13 protein-coding genes are annotated in these 19,041 nt (G+C 62.2%); 6 read left to right on the top strand and 7 right to left on the bottom strand.

Going from position 1 to position 19,041, the window contains the following annotated elements:
* Positions 1-2 precede the first annotated feature (2 nt).
* Entirely contained in the window at positions 3-2,636 is a 2,634-nt protein-coding gene (gene topA, locus VOI18_RS05515) for a type I DNA topoisomerase (protein ID WP_323761407.1), read from the bottom strand.
* 147 nt (positions 2,637-2,783) lie between these two features.
* Entirely contained in the window at positions 2,784-4,088 is a 1,305-nt protein-coding gene (locus tag VOI18_RS05510; RefSeq protein WP_323761406.1) for a D-alanyl-D-alanine carboxypeptidase, read from the bottom strand.
* Between the two features lie 464 nt (positions 4,089-4,552).
* Between VOI18_RS05510 and VOI18_RS05505 the strand changes: the two genes are divergently transcribed.
* The 3 genes from VOI18_RS05505 (at position 4,553) to clpA (ending at position 8,036) form a co-directional block, all read left to right on the top strand.
* Positions 4,553-4,969 carry a TIGR01841 family phasin gene (locus tag VOI18_RS05505; RefSeq protein WP_323761405.1) on the top strand — a complete coding sequence of 139 codons (417 nt, stop codon included), beginning with the start codon at positions 4,553-4,555 and terminating at the stop codon, positions 4,967-4,969.
* Positions 4,970-5,392: 423 nt separating this feature from the next.
* Complete coding sequence (gene clpS / locus VOI18_RS05500; protein WP_323761404.1) at positions 5,393-5,722, top strand: ATP-dependent Clp protease adapter ClpS; 330 nt, start codon at positions 5,393-5,395, stop codon at positions 5,720-5,722.
* A gap of 4 nt (positions 5,723-5,726) precedes the next feature.
* On the top strand, positions 5,727-8,036 hold the full coding sequence (clpA, locus tag VOI18_RS05495; protein WP_323761403.1) for an ATP-dependent Clp protease ATP-binding subunit ClpA: 2,310 nt from the start codon (positions 5,727-5,729) through the stop codon (positions 8,034-8,036).
* A gap of 75 nt (positions 8,037-8,111) precedes the next feature.
* Here clpA and VOI18_RS05490 read toward each other — a convergent pair whose 3' ends face one another.
* A complete protein-coding gene (locus VOI18_RS05490; RefSeq protein ID WP_323761402.1) occupies positions 8,112-9,218 on the bottom strand; it encodes an AraC family transcriptional regulator in 1,107 nt (368 codons plus the stop codon).
* A gap of 201 nt (positions 9,219-9,419) precedes the next feature.
* On the opposite strand from VOI18_RS05490, the gene VOI18_RS05485 reads away from it, so the two are divergent.
* The 3 genes from VOI18_RS05485 (at position 9,420) to VOI18_RS05475 (ending at position 12,734) form a co-directional block, all read left to right on the top strand.
* Positions 9,420-10,244: a DUF2306 domain-containing protein gene (locus VOI18_RS05485; RefSeq protein WP_323761401.1), complete on the top strand. Its 825-nt coding sequence runs from the start codon at positions 9,420-9,422 to the stop codon at positions 10,242-10,244.
* Between the two features lie 188 nt (positions 10,245-10,432).
* Positions 10,433-12,235: a DNA helicase RecQ gene (recQ, locus tag VOI18_RS05480; RefSeq protein WP_323761400.1), complete on the top strand. Its 1,803-nt coding sequence runs from the start codon at positions 10,433-10,435 to the stop codon at positions 12,233-12,235.
* An 85-nt stretch (positions 12,236-12,320) separates the two neighbouring features.
* Entirely contained in the window at positions 12,321-12,734 is a 414-nt protein-coding gene (locus tag VOI18_RS05475) for a hypothetical protein (protein WP_323761399.1), read from the top strand.
* Positions 12,735-12,741: 7 nt separating this feature from the next.
* On the opposite strand, the gene VOI18_RS05470 is transcribed toward VOI18_RS05475, so the two are convergent.
* The 4 genes from VOI18_RS05470 to VOI18_RS05455 form a co-directional block, all read right to left on the bottom strand.
* On the bottom strand, positions 12,742-13,179 hold the full coding sequence (locus VOI18_RS05470) for an HIT family protein (RefSeq protein WP_323761398.1): 438 nt from the start codon (positions 13,177-13,179) through the stop codon (positions 12,742-12,744).
* A gap of 100 nt (positions 13,180-13,279) precedes the next feature.
* A complete protein-coding gene (locus VOI18_RS05465) occupies positions 13,280-14,416 on the bottom strand; it encodes a GNAT family N-acetyltransferase (protein ID WP_323761397.1) in 1,137 nt (378 codons plus the stop codon).
* Between the two features lie 56 nt (positions 14,417-14,472).
* Complete coding sequence (locus VOI18_RS05460; protein WP_323761396.1) at positions 14,473-15,834, bottom strand: M48 family metalloprotease; 1,362 nt, start codon at positions 15,832-15,834, stop codon at positions 14,473-14,475.
* Between the two features lie 113 nt (positions 15,835-15,947).
* Positions 15,948-18,602, bottom strand: coding sequence for a ribonuclease E/G (locus VOI18_RS05455; RefSeq protein WP_323761395.1), 2,655 nt, complete (start codon positions 18,600-18,602; stop codon positions 15,948-15,950).
* Positions 18,603-19,041 lie beyond the last annotated feature (439 nt).

Raw genomic sequence — 19,041 nt, 5'->3', positions numbered from 1 at the left:
GTCTATTCCGCCTTGTCTTTGGCGGCGGCCGTCTTCTTGGCTGCGGGCTTCTTGGCCGCCGGTTTCTTCGCTGCCGGCTTTTTGGCGGTTGCCTTCTTCGCCGGAGCTTTCTTCTTGGCAGGGGCCTTCTTCTTGGCCGGGGCTTTCTTCTTGCCGCCCTTGGCAGCCTTCGCCTCGACCCATTCCATGGCCTGTTCCAGAGTCACGCTTTCCGGATCGGTATCCTTGGGCAGGGTGGCGTTGATCTTCTCGTATTTCACATAGGGACCATAGCGTCCGGACATGATCCGGACCGGCTTGCCGTCATGCTCGCCCAGCTCCTTGAGCGCAGAAGCCGTCGCGCCGCGGCGTCCGCCATTGGCCCGCTTGTCGGCGATCACCGAGACCGCGCGATTGACGCCGATCTCGAAGACTTCCTCGACCGAGGGGATATTGGCGTAGGTCTTGTCGTGGTGAACATAGGGACCATAGCGGCCGATATTGGCGGTGATCGGCTGGCCGTCATCAGGATGCTCGCCAACCGTGCGGGGCAGGTCGATCAGCTTGATCGCTTGTTCCTCGGTCAGGGTCGCCGCGTCCCAGCCCTTGGGGATGGAGGAGCGTTTGGGCTTATCCTCGCCATCCAGCTGCATCTGGAGATACCAGCCGAAGCGGCCATTCTTCAGTTCGACATCCTTGCCCGTCTCCGGGTGCTGGACGATCACGCGATCGCCCTGGGCGTCATCCTCGCCGGGAGGGCTCATCTGGCGCGTGAAGGAGCAATCGGGGTGGTTCGAGCAGCCCAGGAAGGCGCCGAACTTGCCCAGACGCAGGCTCAGCATGCCCTCTTTGCAAGACGGGCAGAGGCGCGGATCCGTGCCGTCTTCCTTTTCCGGGAAGATGTGCGGCGCCAGAGCCTCGTTGAGCGCATCGAGCACATTGGTGATGCGCAGCTCACCGATCTCGTCGATGGCGGCCCGGAAATCGGTCCAGAAATCGCGCAGCAACTGTTTCCAGTCGAGCTCACCGGCCGAGACCTTGTCGAGCTGGGTTTCAAGCGAGGCTGTGAAGTCATACTCGACATAGCGCGCGAAGAAGTTTTCCAGGAAGGCGATCACCACCCGACCCTTGTCGAAGGGATGGAAGCGGTTCTTCTCCATCTGCACGTATTCGCGGTCGCGCAGCACCTGAAGCGTCGAGGCATAGGTCGAGGGACGACCGATGCCCAGCTCTTCCATGCGCTTGACCAGAGAGGCTTCGGTAAAACGCGGTGGCGGCTGGGTGAAGTGCTGGTCGGCATGCGTCTTGGCGACGGTGGCGGCAGCGCCCTGGGTCAGCTTGGGCAGGCGGTTTTCGCCTTCATCCTCTTCATCGTCGCGGCCTTCCTGGTAGAGGGCCAGGAAACCGTCAAAGAGCTGGACCGTGCCAACCGCACGCAGCGCCGTCTGTCCGTCCGGGGTGGCGATATCCACCGTGGTCCGCTCGAAGCGGGCGCTTTCCATCTGGCTGGCAACCGCCCGTCGCCAGATCAGCTGGTAAAGGCGAGCCATGTCCGCATCCAGCGACAGCTTTTCAGGCAGGCGCGAGAAGCTGGTCGGACGGATCGCCTCGTGCGCTTCCTGGGCGTTCTTGGCCTTGGAGGCGTAGTGACGGGGCGCCGAGGGGACGTAGAGCGAGCCGTGCTCCTTGCCGATCACGTCGCGGGCCTGGTTGACCGCTTCGGGTACCATGGTGACGCCGTCGGTCCGCATATAGGTGATCAGGCCGGTCGTCTCGCCGCCGAGGGTGACACCCTCATAGAGCTTCTGTGCGGTCTGCATGGTGCGGGTGGCAGAGAATCCGAGCTTCCGGGCGGCTTCCTGCTGCAGGGTCGAGGTGGTGAAGGGCGGCGGCGGATTGCGCTTGGCCGGCTTTGCCTCGACCCCGGTGATCGACAGGTCGGCACTCTTGATCGCCTCCACCGCCGCATTGGCGCTGGCGCGGTCCTTGATCGAAAGCTTCTGGAGCTTCTTGCCACCGAGTGTGACCAGCTTGGCCCGGAAACTGTCCGAATTGGCGGTCAGGTCTGCATCAACGGTCCAGTACTCCTCGGAGCGGAATTTCTCGATCTCCAGCTCGCGGTCACAGATCAGGCGCAGGGCAACGGATTGCACACGGCCAGCCGAGCGTGACCCTGGCAGTTTGCGCCAGAGCACCGGCGAAAGGGTAAAGCCGACCAGATAGTCGAGCGCACGGCGGGCCAGATAGGCGTTGACCAGCTCCATGTCGACGGCGCGCGGATGCGCCATCGCTTCCAGGATAGCCGGCTTGGTGATGGCGTTGAAGGCCACCCGCTGGACTGTCACATTCTTGAGCACACGGCGCTTTTGCAGCGCTTCCAGCAAGTGCCACGAGATCGCTTCACCTTCGCGATCCGGGTCAGTCGCAAGAATGAGGCGGTCGGAGTCGCGGACTGCGTCGGCGATCGCCTTGACCCGTTTGGCGGAGGCCGTGTCGATCTCCCACGCCATCTCGAAATCTTCGTCCGGTTTGACCGATCCATCCTTGGCCGGCAGGTCGCGGACATGGCCGAAACTCGCCAGAACCGTGTAGTCCGAACCGAGATATTTGTTGATGGTTTTGGCTTTGGCCGGGGATTCTACGACGACAACATTCATCGGTGCTTGGTTCCAGACATGTGGCAGGGACCGCCGGGGGGCAGCCAAGGCGCGCGAAAGTGTTCGAGCGGAAAGGTTGTGTCAACCGACCGGAGGATTCCAGTCCGACGCGCACATGTCCGGACAATTCTGGACAAATCGACCGGTTCAGCGGCCCGGCGCGACTGCAAAGCAGGGGTGGCTGCGCGCCGACAGATCACGGCAGGCAAGGCGGGCGCTGTCCTCGGTCAGGTTTTCGAAGCGGGCACGCCACAGGCGGTCGCCGCTGATCGTGACCGCGCGCGCGGCGGGCTGGGCCGAGCCCAGGGCACCGGAATAGATGGCCACTTCGGCCAGACGGTCATGAGCGGCGTCGGCGGTATTGTAGGCCCCCACCTGGATCGCCCAGCTGCCTTGGCTCTGAATTGGCTCCGAGCCGGAACGGGCCGCGGCAGGGCGGTCGCGTACAGGCGCCAGGGTGTCGACACGCATCTCATCTTCATCGGCGAGGACAATCTGCAGGGCTGGCGGTTGATCGGCCGAGCCCATCTCCACAGGTTCGCTGAGGTGCAATGCCGCCACATCTAGGGCGATCAGGTCCTGTTGACGCACGGGATTGATACGCGGTGAGGAGAGGGCGGCGAACAGGCGCGTATCCTGGCGTTGCTCCAGCGTTGCGAAGGCGGCCTCGATCAGTTCTTCAGCATGTGCGTCGCGGGCCGCGGCGCTGGGTCCGCCCATGATGACCGTAATCAGCCGGTGATCGTCCCGCTCGGCCGATACGACGACATTGAAACCGGAAGCGCGGATATAGCCGGTCTTCAGCCCATCCACACCGCGGACCCGACCGACCAGCGAATTGTGATTGCGATAGGTGCGGCCATTATAGCGGAAGGATTCCTCGTTGAAGTAATCGAAGTACTGCGGAAAATCGCGGTGCAGGGCAATCGCCAGGCGCGCCATGTCGCGGGCGGTGGTCGTCTGGCGGCTGTTGGGCAGGCCGGACGCATTTCGAAATGTCGTGTTGGTCAGGCCGATCCCGGCCGCCCGGGCGGTCATCAATTCGCCAAACCGGCTTTCTCCACCGCCGAGGCGTTCCCCGACAGCCACAGCGACATCATTCGCGCTTTTCACCACCAGGGCCCGGATGGCGTTTTCAGCCGAGATGGTCGAACCCGCCGACAAACCGAGTCGGGACGGGCTGGCATTGGCGGCGTTTGCAGAGATCCGGATGGGGTCGTTGAGCCCGATCTCACCCATCTCGAGCGCCTCGAACAGCATGTAGAGGGTCATCATCTTGGTCAGCGAGGCCGGGTAGCGCTCTGCCTCGGACCGGCGCGAATGCAGCACCACTCCGGAATTCTCCTCGACCACAAATGCCGCATAGCGGGAATTGTTTGCGTGGGCAGGGGTGGACAGCCCTGAAAGGGCGAGGCCGACCGAAAGAATGAGAACGCGCGCGTGCTGGATCATGGGGCCACCGTGCCAACCGCGTATTGCCAGCGGGTTAAGGGGTGGCCGGGCTCATCAGATATATTTTGTGCAGTGCACAATTTCGGACTTGACCCGGGTTTGCGCGGGCCCTATTAATATTGCGACTGCGAAGAGCGTTCGCAGCAAAGGCAGCAACCAGACAGTGACCCGAAATGAGTGACGTCGAAAAACCTTCCACCGCAAAGCAAGCGGACGTTATCCAAGCGACTGCTCCGGCTGCGCCCAAAGGCGCGCCGGCAAAAGCGAAGACGGTGAAGGGAACCGCCAAGGCGAGCCCGGCCAAACCGAAAGCGGCGTCAAAGCCGAAATCGGTCAAGGCCCGGAAGGCTGCGCCGAAGAAATCGACGGCGACCGTGAAATCCGCGCCGTCCCAACCCGCCCCCAAGGCTGCCCATCCGGCTCGGAAGACCAAGCCGGCAGCCCGCATCAAAAAGAGCTTTGCCATGAACGATACCATTGAGAGCATGACCGCCGCGAGCAATGACGCGCTCAAGGAAGGTTTCGAGAAGACGCTGAAATCGGTCACCGAGGCCAGCAACTTCCAGAAGGAAACCGTTGACGCCCTGATCGCTTCGGCGACGGTCGCCGGCAAGGGTTTCGAGACCGCCAACGCCAATGCCGTGACCTACGCCAAATCGGCGATGGAAGAGGGTGTTGCCGCGACAAAGAAGTTCGCGTCTGCCAAGTCGGTCCAGGAAGTGTTCGAGATCCAGTCCGAGTTCACCAAACTGGCGATGGAAAACTACCTCGCCGAGGTCAACAAGAACTCCGAGCTTTTCTCTGACCTGATGAAGACGTCCGTGAAGCCGCTGAACGATCGTGTCGCGGCCGCCATGGAGCTGGCACAAGTCCAGCGCTGACGTTCGCGTGACGACTGTGTCACGTCCTGACTGAATGAGAATTTTCCTCCCCGACTGGGCCCGGTGATCTGTCACCGGGCCCTTTTTTGTCGGCGTCCCCCAATTGCAGGCGGTGTAGCCTTTGCGGCTGTCTTGGGATGGCGGATGTCGTCATCCGGCGTCCGGTGCGTTTCGGCGCCGGTTATCCGGCTGCTGGACGAAACGCTGCTGTCCTCCCCGACCGGGCCCGTTGTGGTCCGGTGGCTCCCCGACTGATGCGGAGGGCGCCTTTTTAGGCTCTCGGAGGCAAAACGGGAAGCACGAATTTGCCGGGCGTGTTATTCTCCGCGCCGGGCGGCGCTGCGGGTCGTCCCTTTCCAAGTCCGGCGCGGATTCCTATCTGTGCTGATGAGTAGCGAAGTAATATTCGAGCACGTTTAAAATATGACCGAACGAAAACATGACGATACTGGCGTTGAAGAGGGAAGCGGCCTCGCAACGAAGACCCGACCAGCCACGAAGAAACCTTCGCTTTACCGTGTTCTGCTACTCAATGATGACTACACGCCGATGGAGTTCGTGGTCGAGGTATTGGCCCGGATCTTCCGGAAGTCGCCCGAAGATGCAGCGCGAATCATGCTGCATGTTCATCAAAACGGTGTCGGGATGTGCGGCGTGTACACGTATGAGGTTGCCGAAACAAAGGTAGCCCAGGTCATGGACGCCGCACGGCGGGCTCAACACCCGCTTCAGTGCACAATGGAAAAGGAATAGAGTGGTGCCTTCATTCTCTTCAGACTTGGAAGACAGCCTGCACCGCGCTCTGGGCTACGCCAATGAGCGTGGGCATGAATTTGCCACCCTGGAGCATCTCCTTCTTGCTCTGGTGGACGACCAGGACGGCGCGGCGGTCATGAAGGCCTGCGATGTCGACCTGGACGAGCTTCGAGCGACGCTGACCGAATACGTGGACAACGAGCTTTCCGAACTGGTCGTTGATGACGACGAGGACGCCAAGCCGACAGCCGGTTTCCAGCGTGTCATCCAGCGGGCTGTGATCCACGTCCAGAATGCCGGTCGCGAAGAAGTCACCGGCGCCAATGTTCTGGTAGCGCTGTTCGCCGAGCGCGAAAGCCATGCCGCCTATTTCCTCGCCGAGCGCGACATGACCCGTTATGACGCGGTCAATTTCATCTCGCACGGGATCGGCCGCAAGCCCGGCGCTTCGGAAGAACGCGCTGTTCGCGGAACCGAACCGACCGAAGAACCCCAAAAAGATGGTGACGCACTCACCGCCTATACGGTCAATCTGAACGAGAAGGCCCGCAACGGCGGAGTCGATCCGCTGATCGGCCGTGATTCCGAAGTCGAGCGTTGTGTTCAGGTCCTGTGCCGTCGACGCAAGAACAACCCCTTGCTGGTTGGCGATCCGGGCGTCGGCAAGACGGCCATTGCCGAAGGGATTGCGCGCAAGATCGTCGAGAACCAGGTTCCCGACGTGCTGGCCGGCGCGACCATCTACTCGCTCGACATGGGCTCATTGCTCGCCGGTACCCGCTATCGCGGGGATTTCGAAGAGCGCGTGAAGCAGGTCGTCAAGGAGCTCGAGGAAAAGGACAATGCCGTTCTCTTCATCGACGAAATCCACACCGTTATCGGCGCCGGCGCCACGTCAGGCGGCGCGATGGATGCATCCAACCTGCTCAAGCCGGCGCTGCAGTCCGGCAATCTGCGCTGCATGGGGTCGACGACCTACAAGGAATACCGGCAGCATTTCGAGAAGGACCGGGCCCTGGTACGCCGGTTCCAGAAGATCGACGTCGCCGAGCCGTCTGTGCCTGACGCGATCAAGATCCTGCAGGGACTGAAAACCTATTTCGAGGATTTCCACGATGTCCGCTTCACCAATGACTCGCTGAAATCGGCAGTCGAGCTGTCGGCCCGCTACATGGGCGATCGCAAACTGCCGGACAAGGCGATCGATGTGATCGACGAGGCGGGCGCCCAGATGCGCCTGCAGCCGGTGTCCAAGCGCAAAAAGACGATTGGCGTGAAAGAGGTCGAGGGCATTGTCGCCACGATGGCCCGCATCCCGCCGAAATCGGTGTCCAAGGATGACGAGCAGTCTCTGCGCAATCTGGAAACCGAGCTGAAGCATGTTGTCTTCGGCCAGGACGAGGCCATTGGCCAGCTCTCCACCGCGATCAAATTGTCGCGTGCCGGGCTGCGCGAGCCGAACAAGCCGATCGGTTGTTACCTCTTCTCGGGCCCGACCGGTGTCGGCAAGACCGAGGTGACCAAGCAGCTGGCTGATACGCTCGGCGTCGAGCTGCAGCGGTTCGACATGTCGGAATACATGGAGCGTCATGCGGTTTCGCGGTTGATTGGCGCACCTCCCGGCTATGTCGGTTTCGACCAGGGCGGTTTGCTGACTGACGGGATCGACCAGCATCCGCACTGTGTGCTGCTGCTGGACGAGATCGAGAAAGCCCATCCGGACCTGTTCAATATCCTCCTGCAGGTCATGGACAACGGCACGCTGACTGATACCAACGGCAAGAAGGTCGATTTCCGCAATGTCATCCTGGTGATGACAACCAATGCGGGGGCGTCCGACGCGCAAAAGGAAGCCATCGGCTTTGGCCGTGGCAAGAAGACCGACGAAGCGGACAAGGCGGTCGAACGCCTGTTCACGCCGGAATTCCGCAATCGCCTCGATGCGGTCATCCCGTTCGCCCCGCTGTCCCCGGATTCCATCGGTCGCGTGGTCGAGAAGTTTGTCCTGCAACTGGAAGCGCAGCTCATTGATCGCGGCGTGACCTTCGAGCTGACGCCGGACGCCACGGCCTGGCTGGCCGAGCGCGGCTATGACAGCCGCTTTGGCGCCCGTCCTTTGGCCCGGGTCATCCAGGAGCACATCAAGAAGCCCTTGGCTGACCAGATCCTCTTTGGAGAGCTCAAGAAGGGTGGCCTGGTGAAGGTTGATGTCGATGCGGCCGACAGTGAACGGCTCGACTTCCACGTCACGCCCGGTGACCGCTTGTTGCCGCGCAATGCCAAGAAGAAAGACAAGAAGGAAGAGGTCTGATCCTCCCCGTCTGGTTCAATGAGAAACGGCGCCCCTCGGGGCGCCGTTTTTCGTTTCCGCTCCTGTATCGGACAGTCAACGGACCGCTGGCTGACCCAGACCGGACGGTGCGTGCGTCGGCTCCCTCCCGCCGCGCCGATATTCGCGTGGCGTCATGCCCGTGCTGTCCTTGAACGCCCGGTTGAACGGCCCGATCGAGGCAAAGCCGCTATCAAGGGCGACGTTGAGAATGCTGCCGGCTTCCTGTGGATCGGCGCGCAGCAGGGCCTTTGCGTGGCTGATGCGGTACCGGTTGATGAAGCGATTGAAATTGCGCTCTCCCAGCCCGGCCGAGATAGCGCGACTGATCCTGTAGTCCGGTTCGCGCAGGCGGTGGGCCAGCGTCGCAACCTTGAGGTCCGGGTCGAGGTAGAGCTGGTCGGCTTCCACCCGGGCACGAAGCCACTCACCCAGCTCACGATCGGCGCGACGGTTCTCCGCCGTCAAGGCCGGAGCTGTCGCTGCAATCGCCATGAGCGGATTCCGGCTGCGCCAGATAACGCCGTAGCCGGCGACGAGGAAGATCGTGGCGCCGCATCCGGCTTGAAGGATGGCCATCAAGGCCGGATCAAAGCGGGTCGAGTTGCCGTGATCCAGTAACATCACACAAATGCCGACACATGTCCCGAAGCTGCCGAGAAAGGCGAGGCGCAAGCGACGCTCGGCAACCGGCGCGGATTGTGACCAGCCGCGCAGGCCTTCCCAGAAAGCCAGCACCAGGACTGTGGATGACAGCATGGCCTGAAAGCCGTAGGCCGACGCAGAGATCGCCTCCATGCCGGTCGGTCCGAAAAGCCGTTCAGCCGAAGCGGCAGTGAGAAATTGGACCAACACGGCCGGACCGAAGATCCCGCTGACCACCAGCCCCTGTGGCCAGCCAAAGCCGACATCGGTCCGGAACAGGCCCCGTGCCACCAACCAGAAGCAGCTGCAGCTGGCGCACCCGGCAATCACGAGCACTGGTGTCATCAGTGCCGGGAGTGATCCGAACACGTCGCGGAGCATCACCGCGGCCATGCCGGTGCAGAAAATGGCCCAGGCAATCTGCAACCCGCTCCGGCGCTGATGGGCGATCACCATCAGGATGGAGGCCAATGCCGCGAGGCAGATGGTGAACTTGATAGCGTTGGCGACTTCCAGCATTGGCAGCACATCCTTGAACTCACGCGCCCCCGCGCTCCCGGATTGTGTCGCACATTTCGGGCCAGGATCAAGCTTGGTGCCGGATCCGATGTCGAATATTGGCCGATTTGCAAATCGGCAAGACGTTCCGGGTCGGGCGTGGTGTTTGGGCGATGCAGCCCGACTCGGCTGCCTGTGTTCACCGGTTCCAAGGTTCAGATCATGTCCGACACCCCCGCCTCTTCGTCACGGCGCCCGCTGTTTTCGCCGCATTCCCTGCTCGCCGGCAGCGGAGTGCTCTGGTTCGCAATCGCTGCTGCCGGGCAGTGGTTGTTCGCCTACTACATCATTGCCGCCTACATTCCGCGCACGGCATCGGGTGAGTTTGAGCGGTGGAACGAGACCGGCCTGATTAATGGATATGCCGAGGGCGACCTGATCGGCAATCTTGGCTTCATCTCGCATGTTCTGCTGGCGGCCTTCGTCAGCATCGCGGGAGTATTGCAGCTCCTGCCCATGGTTCGTCGTCGCTTTCCAACGTTCCACCGCTGGACCGGGCGTTCCTACATGTCGGTCGCGGTTTTTCTGGCTGTGGGCGGAATCATCCTGGTCTGGGGGCGCGGCACGCGGATGAATGACTGGGCGGCCCTGGGGACCACGATTGACGGCCTGCTGATCCTGGTGACGGCCGGTTTCACGCTGCGCCATGCGATCGCGCGCCGCATTGATCAGCACCGGCGTTGGGCCATGCGCTTGTTCGTTGTCGTCAATGGGGTCTGGTTTATCCGGGTCGGTTACATGGCCTGGGCGATCGCCAGTGGCGGGGCCGGCATGAGCCGGACAATGAGCGGGCCGGCGGATATCCTGATGCCGTACGCGGCCTTCCTGATCCCGCTCGTGCTGCTCGAGTTTTACCAGCGGGCCCGCGATAGTTCTTCGTCAGCGTTCAAGTTCACCGTCGCTGCCGCCATCACGACCGGGGCGGGCGTGACAGCGTTGGGCATCTTCGGTGCGTGGATGATGATGTGGTCACCGAATATCGGCTAGCCCTTCACATGCGGCCAGACAGGCATGACCGGATTTGATCTGACCGGGCCCGGGGGGGCAGGGCTCGAGTCCGGGATGGCGGGGCGTGATGCGGGTCAGCGGAATAGGGGGGCGGCCGTGAGTCTGGCGGATTGATGCGGGCGGTGAAGTCGCGCACAACAGGGGGGCCTCGCGACCGGACCGACGCCATGCCCCAAGCCCGCCCTGATGACATCCTTCGGTCGACTTTCGGCTTTCCGGAGTTTCGCCCGGGGCAGTCTGACATCGTCGACCTCATCCTGACCGGTCGCCCGACCTTGTGCGTGATGCCGACCGGTGCCGGCAAGTCGATCTGCTATCAGCTGCCGGCCCTGATGCTGGATGGCATGACAATCGTGATTTCGCCGCTGACGGCGCTGATGGATGATCAGGTGGCCGCCCTGCAGGCCAATGGCGTGGCGGCGGCGGCGATCCATTCAGGCCGCGACAGGGCAGCCAATGTCGACAGCTGGCGACAGGCGCAGGCGGGCGATCTGCAATTGCTCTACCTGTCGCCGGAGCGTCTGATGACCGCTCGCATGCTGGCGGCGCTGGAGGGGTTGAGCCCGGCCATGTTCGTCGTCGATGAAGCGCACTGCATCTCCAAATGGGGCGCGAGCTTCCGACCGGAATACGAAGACTTGTCGCAATTGCGCGCGCGTTTTCCATCAGCCCGGCTGGCCGCCTTCACCGCCACGGCCGATGAGGCGACCCGGCGCGACATTGCCGGCAAGTTGTTCGGAGAGGCCGGAGAAATCGTGGTGCACGGTTTCGATCGTCCGAACCTGACTCTCAGCGTTGCCGCCAAAACATCCTGGAAACCCCAGCTGCTGGCATTCCTTGAGGGCCGACGGACCGAGTCCGGCATTGTTTATTGCCTGTCGAGAAAATCGACCGAGGAAGTCGCAGGCCTGTTGCGGGAGGAAGGCTTTAACGCCCTGCCATATCATGCCGGTCTGTCGCCGGTGACCCGTCGCGAAAACCAGGAGCGGTTCATGGCTGAGGAGGCGGTGGTGATGGTGGCCACGATCGCCTTCGGGATGGGGATCGACAAGCCGGACATCCGCTATGTCTTCCATTTGCACATGCCCGGTTCAATGGAGGCGTATTACCAGGAAATCGGGCGCGCCGGACGCGACGGCCAGCCGGCGGAAACCATGATGCTCTTTGGCCTCGCTGATGCTCGCATGCGGCGCCAGTTCATCGATCAGGACGGCGAGGACGGCGAACACAAAAGACGTGAGCACAAACGCCTCGACAGCCTGCTGGCCTATTGCGAAGCGACCCGATGTCGCCGCGTGTCGCTCTTGGCCTATTTCGGCGAGAGCGGCGGACAGGCCTGCGGCAATTGCGACCTGTGTCTCGATCCACCGGTGTTGATCGATGGCAGTCTGGAAGCCCAAAAACTGTTTTCAGCGATCCTCAGAACCGGTGAAATGTTTGGCGCGGCTCATCTGATCGACGTCTTGCGGGGTGCCGACACTGAGAAAATCCGCGCGCGCGGCCATGACAGTCTACCGACCCATGGTGTGGGCGCCGACCGCCCCAAACCATTCTGGCAAGGTTTGATCCGGCAGAGTGTGGCGGCCGGACTGGTGGAGATCGACATCCAGGGCTTCGGGGCGCTCAAGCTGACGAATGATGGTCTTGCAGTCCTGAAGGGCCAGCAGACATTCGAGATCCGCGAGATCAGTACCAAACCGGCCCGGTCGCGCCGTGCGCCCAAGTCCGCGACAGCCGATGCTGCGATGGTGGACGGCGACCTGCTCGCGGCATTGAAGGCAAAACGTCGCGAACTGGCGGCGGAACGCAATGTGCCGGCCTATGTGGTATTCTCCGACGCGACCCTGATCGGCATGGCGCAGCTGCGACCGACCAGCCTGGAGTTGATGGCGTCGGTCAACGGTGTCGGGCCGAAGAAACTGGAGACCTTCGGGCAGACATTTCTTGACGTCCTTGGAGACCATGACTGAACAATCCGGGCCTGTTCAGGATTGGTGACTCCTGGCAGGTTTCATGGAGAAGTGTCGCCGCGCCAGGCGGATGCCAGAGGCTTCGATGAACAACCGTGACACGCCATTCTATATCCTGATCGGCCTGTTGTCTGTGCAGGTCGCCTATGGGGTCTATTGGGCAGGATATGATCTCTCGGCCCGTCTTGATCTTTGGGAAAACAGTGAGATGGCCGCGGCCTTCGTGCAAAGCCTGACACTCATGCAGGAAGTGTTCTTCTTTGCCCATGTGGTATTGAACATGGTGACGTTAGGCCTCGCCCTGGCAGGCCGGCACTGGGCGCTTCCGGTCTTTGTCCTGTCCTTCGTGTGCGATCGCGCGGACTGGGTGATCATGGGAAGCAACAACCTGTTTTCGATGCTGGTTGATGTCGATAGCTGGGCGCTGTTTTCCTTCACCCTTCAGGGCGCGATCATCGCTTTGCTGGTGTTTTTGAGGTTTGAGGGACGTCTGCGCTAAGCAGGCGTCAGGGCAGGGTGATCGCCGCAGCGATGCGCTTGGCCTGATCTTCGAGGACCGCCGTATCGGCCTGTCCACCGCCATGGGCTCCCAGTTCGACACCGTCCTGCCGCGGAATGATGTGGAAATGGACGTGAAAGACCGTCTGGCCCGCCGGCGCGCCATTGAACTGGGTCAGGATGATGCCGTCCGGCGCCAATGCCGTTTTCACCGCGTTGGCGATCCGCTTCACCCGAAGAATCGTGGCCTGCAGGGCCCCATCCGTCATCTCCAGCGCGTTGAGGGCCGGCTCGCGCGGGACGACCAGGACATGCCCGGGCGCTTGCGGAAAAAGGTCCATGAAGGCGAGAACATGGGCGTCTTCATAGACTTTCACACATGGCAACTCGCCGCGGAGAATCCTGGCAAAGATGTTGTCCGGATCATATTGACCTTCCAGGCTCATGGTACTGCTCCGCGGGTGTTGTGGTGCGACTTGGGTACCGCGATCGCGACCAGCCCGTCCAGCCTTCAGGCCTCGCTGATCCGTCTTGTCGCAGGACGGTTCAGGCTGGCCGGTCTTTGCGATACGGGCTTTCGCCCGCCTGGGCAAGAATATCAGCCCGGACTGCGGCTCCTTCCTGGTCGAGATACTGAGCGACAGCGTCGCGGAACCCATGGTCCAGAATGAAGTGTGCGGAGTGGACCTCGGTCGGCGTATAGCCTCTCGCCAGCTTGTGCTCGCCCTGGGCACCGGCCTCGACACGGCCCAGCTTGCGCTCGATTGCGGCATCGATGGCCTGATGGTAGCAAAGTTCGAAATGCAGGAAGGGGTGATCCTCCAGCTTGCCCCAATACCGGCCATAAAGCGCATCGGAGCCGATCAGGTTCAGGGCCGCCGCGATGTAGCGCCCGTCCTTTTTTGCCATGACCAGAAGGACACGGTCGGACATGCGCTGATGGAGAAGGTCGAAGAAGGCACGGTTGAGATAGGGGTATCCCCATTTCCGCGACCCGGTTTCCTGATAGCAGGCGAAGAACACATCCCAGTGCTCTGGTCGCAGCTGATCGCCGGAGAGATGCTCGATCGTGATGCCCGCCCGGGCCGCCGCGCGCTCCTTTCGCAAGGCCTTGCGCTTGCGGGAGGACAGGTCAGCGAGAAACCCGTCATAGTTGGCATAGCCGGGATTCCTCCAGACATACTGGCGATCCACGCGAGGCAACAAGCCGAGGGATGCAATCTCCGACAGCGTGTCTGGAGCAGGGAAATTGATGTGCCAGCCGGACACGCCCCACCGGCGGGCGATGTCGCAGGTCGCCTCGACCAGGGCGCGGCGCAAGTCCTCTGATCCGGCGAGGATGCGCCGACCGGTGACCGGTGAGAAGGGGACCGCCGTCACGAGTTTCGGGAAATACCGACCGCCGGCGCGCTCATAGGCGTCGGCCCAAGCGTGATCGAAGACATATTCGCCCATCGAATGGGACTTCACATAGAGGGGGACTGCGCCCCGCAATCGCCCCGCGGCGTTCCGAGCCAGCAAGTGGCGTGGCAGCCAGCCAGTGGTGTTCCCCACGCAGCCGCTCTGTTCGAGCGCCTGCAAAAAATCCCAGCTGAGAAAAGGATCGTATTCGGAACCAGGCGGATTGGCGACCCTGTCCCAGTCGTCGCGCGCGACGGCGTCCAGCGAATCGACGGGTTGCACCGTCAGTCCCGCGGCCAGGTCACCATCATCTGCCGGAGGTACCACTTTCGGCCCTGTCAGTTGCGCTGTTGCCGTCGGATCTGGCGCATTTCGGCTTCGGTGGGCAGAGATACCGACTCGATTTCAGTCGCGCGGACCCAGGCTGGTGTGCCGATCTCGAGTGAGGTACGGGCACGCGAGGCAAACTGGTGCGCACGCTGGCGGTTTCCGGCGGCATAGGACTGTTCCGCGATGGCCAGCTGGGCCAACGCGGTATTGCCGTTGCGTTCGTGGACGATCGACAACTGGTACCATGCAAATCCATTGTCCGGTTCAATGTCCAGTGCGACGCGAAGGCTTTGCGCCGCCTCGTCGAGGTGGTCCGGATTATCTGTCGCGATCAGCGCTGTCGCGAGGTTGACGCGCAACAAGGGGGCCGTCGGCTCCAGTTCAACCGAGCGTCGGTTGGGTTGGATGGCCTGCTCCGCCCGACCGCTCTCGAACAGCATCTGCCCGTGAAGCTCATGGAAATAGGGATTATCCGGCTCCTCGGCCAACAAACCGGTGATTTCTTCCAGAGCGCGGTCAAGCCGGGCATCGTGATAATAGGCAACCGCGCGGGCGTATCGCGCCGGCAAAGACTGATCGCTTTCCGGATAGCGATAGAAAACGAATTCGGGTTCGGCCAAAAAGCCGTAAATCTTGCCTTGGATGCGCTGCAGCCGGGCGATCTCTTCGGGGCTGTCGACCGTTTCATGATAAGGCGAGCTTGTGGCCCCGCCCCGCAGGTTGGCGATCCGCTCGGAGGACAGCGGATGGGAGCGGAAATAGGGATAGCGCCGGGCGTTCGACATCACTTCCTGGTAGCGAAAGCGCTCGAAAAACGAGACCAGCCCATTGGCGGACTGGCCGGTGGCTTCCATGAATTGCAGGCCGGCCTGGTCGGCGGACGCTTCCTGCGCACGGCTATAGGTCATGAAGGAGAGGGCGCCGAACTGCTGGGAGGATGCCATCAGGGCACCGGCAGCTCCGCCTTCGCCGGCGAGCGCCGCCAGGACACCCAGACCCAGGGTCACATACATCGGCGCTTGTGCCGCCGCGATTCCATCGTTGACGCGGGCCAGGTGGGCGCCGGAAATATGCCCGGTCTCGTGGGCGATCACGCCCTTGAGCTGGTTGGGCGTCTCTGATTCAAGGATGATGCCCGTGTGCAGGAAGATGTTCTGCCCGCCGGTCACAAATGCATTGAGCGACGGGTCAGCGACAATGTACATGTCGACGTCAGCCGGTTGCAGTCCGGCGGCGGCGAGAATGGGGTCTGCGTAATCGCGCAGCATGTGCTCGATCTCGGTGTCCCGGATGAGGGACTGGCCGAAACCCGGTGCGTGTGTGGCCACAGCAAGAACGCAGGCTGCGGCGACGGTTTTCAGGATCGACATCCTGCCTCCACTGATCGGCCCCCGCTCGGCCCATGATAGCGACGTCACCCCAAGACGCCACCCGACGACTCCAAGATGGGTTGCCCGGCGATGCCGGGCAACCCTCATCCTGGTCAGTTACCGAACAGGCCGGTCCGGTTCCACCAACCGCGACGCTTCGGCTTGCCGTCGTCTTCGGTGGTACTGTCGGCGCTGTCCGTTTCAGTCTCACCCGGTTCGGCTTTCGATTCCGTTGCTTCAGGCTGCGTGTCAGGCGCCGGGGTCTCAGCGGCGGTCACGTCTTCAGCGACAGGCTCCTCAACCTTTTTGCGACGCGTGCGACGCTTGGGCTTGGCAGGCGCTTCAGCTTCGACGCCAGCCGACTCGGCGCTTGCGTCCTCGACCGGTGCGGCCTCTGACGCGGCGTCTGCCGCTTTCTTGCGTGGGCGTCGGGTGCGCTTTTTCGGCGTCTCTTCAGCAATCGCGTCCGGTTCTGGCGCTTGTGCGACCGGTTCGGACGTGGCGTCTGACGCATCGTCCGTGGCCGTCGCATCATCGGTGTCAGCAACCTTGGACGAGCGACGCCGAGGGGCGCGTTTGCGTTTCGGGGCCGTGTCCGGAGCCTCTGCGGCGGGTGCCGCGTCGTCGGAGGTGTCGCTCGACGGCTCGGCGTCAGACGCTGGCGCATCGGATGCCTCGGTTGGCGGCGACGTGTCGGTGCCTTCGGCGTTCACCGTCTCTTCGTTTCCGGCCTCGCCCTCTGTCCGGCGACGGCCCCGCCCGCCGCGACGGCCGCGACGGCGCCGGCGACGGGGTTGATCGTCATCATCTTCGCCACTCGACGCGTCCTGTTTCCGGGTAGACGGTTCGGCGTCGTCATCATCGTCCTTGCCAGTGCCGTCGACATTGACGACTTCCATGGCCGAGGCGGTGTCATCCGACGATGGCTTGCGCCGACGCCGGCGCCGACGCCGGCGTCCACCGGAGACCTCCCGGCTTTCCTCGTCTTCGTCCGAATCGCTTGAATCCTCGTCGGGGGCGTCAGGGATTTCGATCTCTTCGACCGATTCCACCGACAAGGGCGCCATGACGAGCTCTTCACCGGGTTCCCGGTTTTCCAGCGCTTCGATGGAGAATTCCGGTGCCAGGATGGTGTCGTCTGCCGTGACCGCGATGCTCATGGAGAATCGTTGCTCGATCATCAGCAGATGGTCGCGCTTGTCGTTGAGCAGGTAGATGGCGACGGCGGTAGGTACGGAAATGCGGATCCGCTTGGCACGGCCGCGCGTCCCTTCCTTCTCCAACCCGCGCAAAGCGACGAGCGCACTCGACTCGGTCGAACGCAGATGTCCGGTGCCCTTGCAGGTCGGGCAGGGAGTGGTGGAGCCTTCGAGCAGGCTGGACCGCCGGCGCTGGCGGGAGATTTCCATCAGTCCGAATTGCGAGATCCGACCGACCTGGAGACGAGCCCGGTCACGCTTCAGCATGTCCTTCATCTTCTTCTCGACGGCACGATTGTTCTTGTTCTCGTCCATGTCGATAAAGTCGATGACAATCAGGCCCGCCAGATCACGCAGGCGCATCTGGCGCGCCGCTTCAGCCGCGGCTTCCAGATTGGTCTTCAAGGCGGTCGCCTCGATATTGCGTTCGCGGGTGGAGCGGCCCGAGTTGACGTCGATCGAGACCAGCGCCTCGGTCGGATTGATCACCAGATAGCCGCCGGACTTGAGCGGGGCGACGTCGGAATAGATCGCCTCAAGCTGCGCTTCGCACTGATGGCGCAGATAGAGCGGGACGGCTTCCTTGTAGTGCTGAACCTTCTTGGCATGGCTCGGCATCAGCATCTTCATGAAGGCTTTCGCCTCCTTGTAGGCCTCTTCGCCTTCGACCTGCACGGAATCGATTTCCTTGTCATACAAGTCACGGATGACCCGTTTGACCAGATTGCCTTCCTCATAGATCAGGGACGGCGCGACCGAACTCAGGGTCAGCTCACGGATATTGGTCCAAAGGCGCAACAGGTAATCGGCGTCGCGCTTGATTTCGGTCTTGGTCCGGGACGCACCGGCGGTGCGGATGATCAGGCCGACACCCTTGGGCAGGTCGAGCTCTGAAACAACGGATTTCAGGCGCTTGCGATCCGAGGCATTGGCGATTTTCCGCGAGATGCCACCGCCACGCGGTGTATTGGGCATCAACACGCAGTAACGGCCGGCCAGTGACAGATAGGTCGTCAGGGCCGCACCCTTGTTGCCCCGTTCTTCCTTGGCCACCTGGACCAGAAGAATCTGGCGCCGCTTGATGACTTCCTGGATCTTGTATTTCCGGAACATCTGGCGACGACGGCGGGCGGCCTGCTGGTCGCTGATGTCATCATCTTCGCTGTCGTCGCCAATGGTTTCAGGCGCTTCGGATTCGCCGTCACCATCGTCGGACGCACTGTCGGCAGACGGCGCTGATTCGGATTTGGTCTCCTCGACCTCATCGTCCTCATCATCAGCCGCAGAGGCTTCCTCCTCGGCGAGGGCCTGGCGGTCCTCGAACGGGATTTGATAATAGTCCGGATGGATTTCGTTGAAGGCGAGGAATCCGTGGCGATTACCCCCATACTCCACGAACGCCGCCTGGAGCGACGGCTCGACCCGCGTTACTTTCGCGAGATAAATATTGCCACGGATGGGGCGGCGGGCGGCCGCTTCAAAATCAAAATCCTCAACTTTCGAACCGTCGAGTACGACGACGCGGGTCTCCTCGGGATGACCGGCGTCGATCAGCATTTTCTTGGACATTAAAGTCGTCTCCTGCACCCGCGCACATTCGCCTGTTTCCAGCCAAGAGGCGGGACAGGGCAGAGAGTGGCGGCGGGGGCGAGATGGTCGGGGTGCGGCCTGTTTTCAGTGCTCTGGGCATCAGGCGCTCCCCGCGCATCGGCAGTTACCATTAGCGTCCCGCACCGATAAGGGAGGACGCGGCGGTCGGGGCCCCGGAATTGTCTTCGGTCGAACCGGGGCGACGATTAGCGTGTTGGCAGGCGCATTACGCCCAGCCGCTTCGCGCCCAGCTGACGCACACGACCGGCAAATCCGGCGGCGCGTCGCCAAGGCGTTGGCAACATGCAACATTCGAATGCGGATGAAAAGGCTTTCGCGCGGTCGGTGAATTCAACGGGAAATTCCTGCCGGGCATCAACCAAACGTCAAGTTCCGTGCGTTAGTGTTTCGCAAAAGC

This window comes from Maricaulis sp. (assembly GCF_034670125.1).
Taxonomy (GTDB): Bacteria; Pseudomonadota; Alphaproteobacteria; order Caulobacterales; family Maricaulaceae; genus Maricaulis.
Note: the sequence above shows the minus strand (reverse complement) of the source record. Positions and strands in the feature narration are given on the sequence as shown.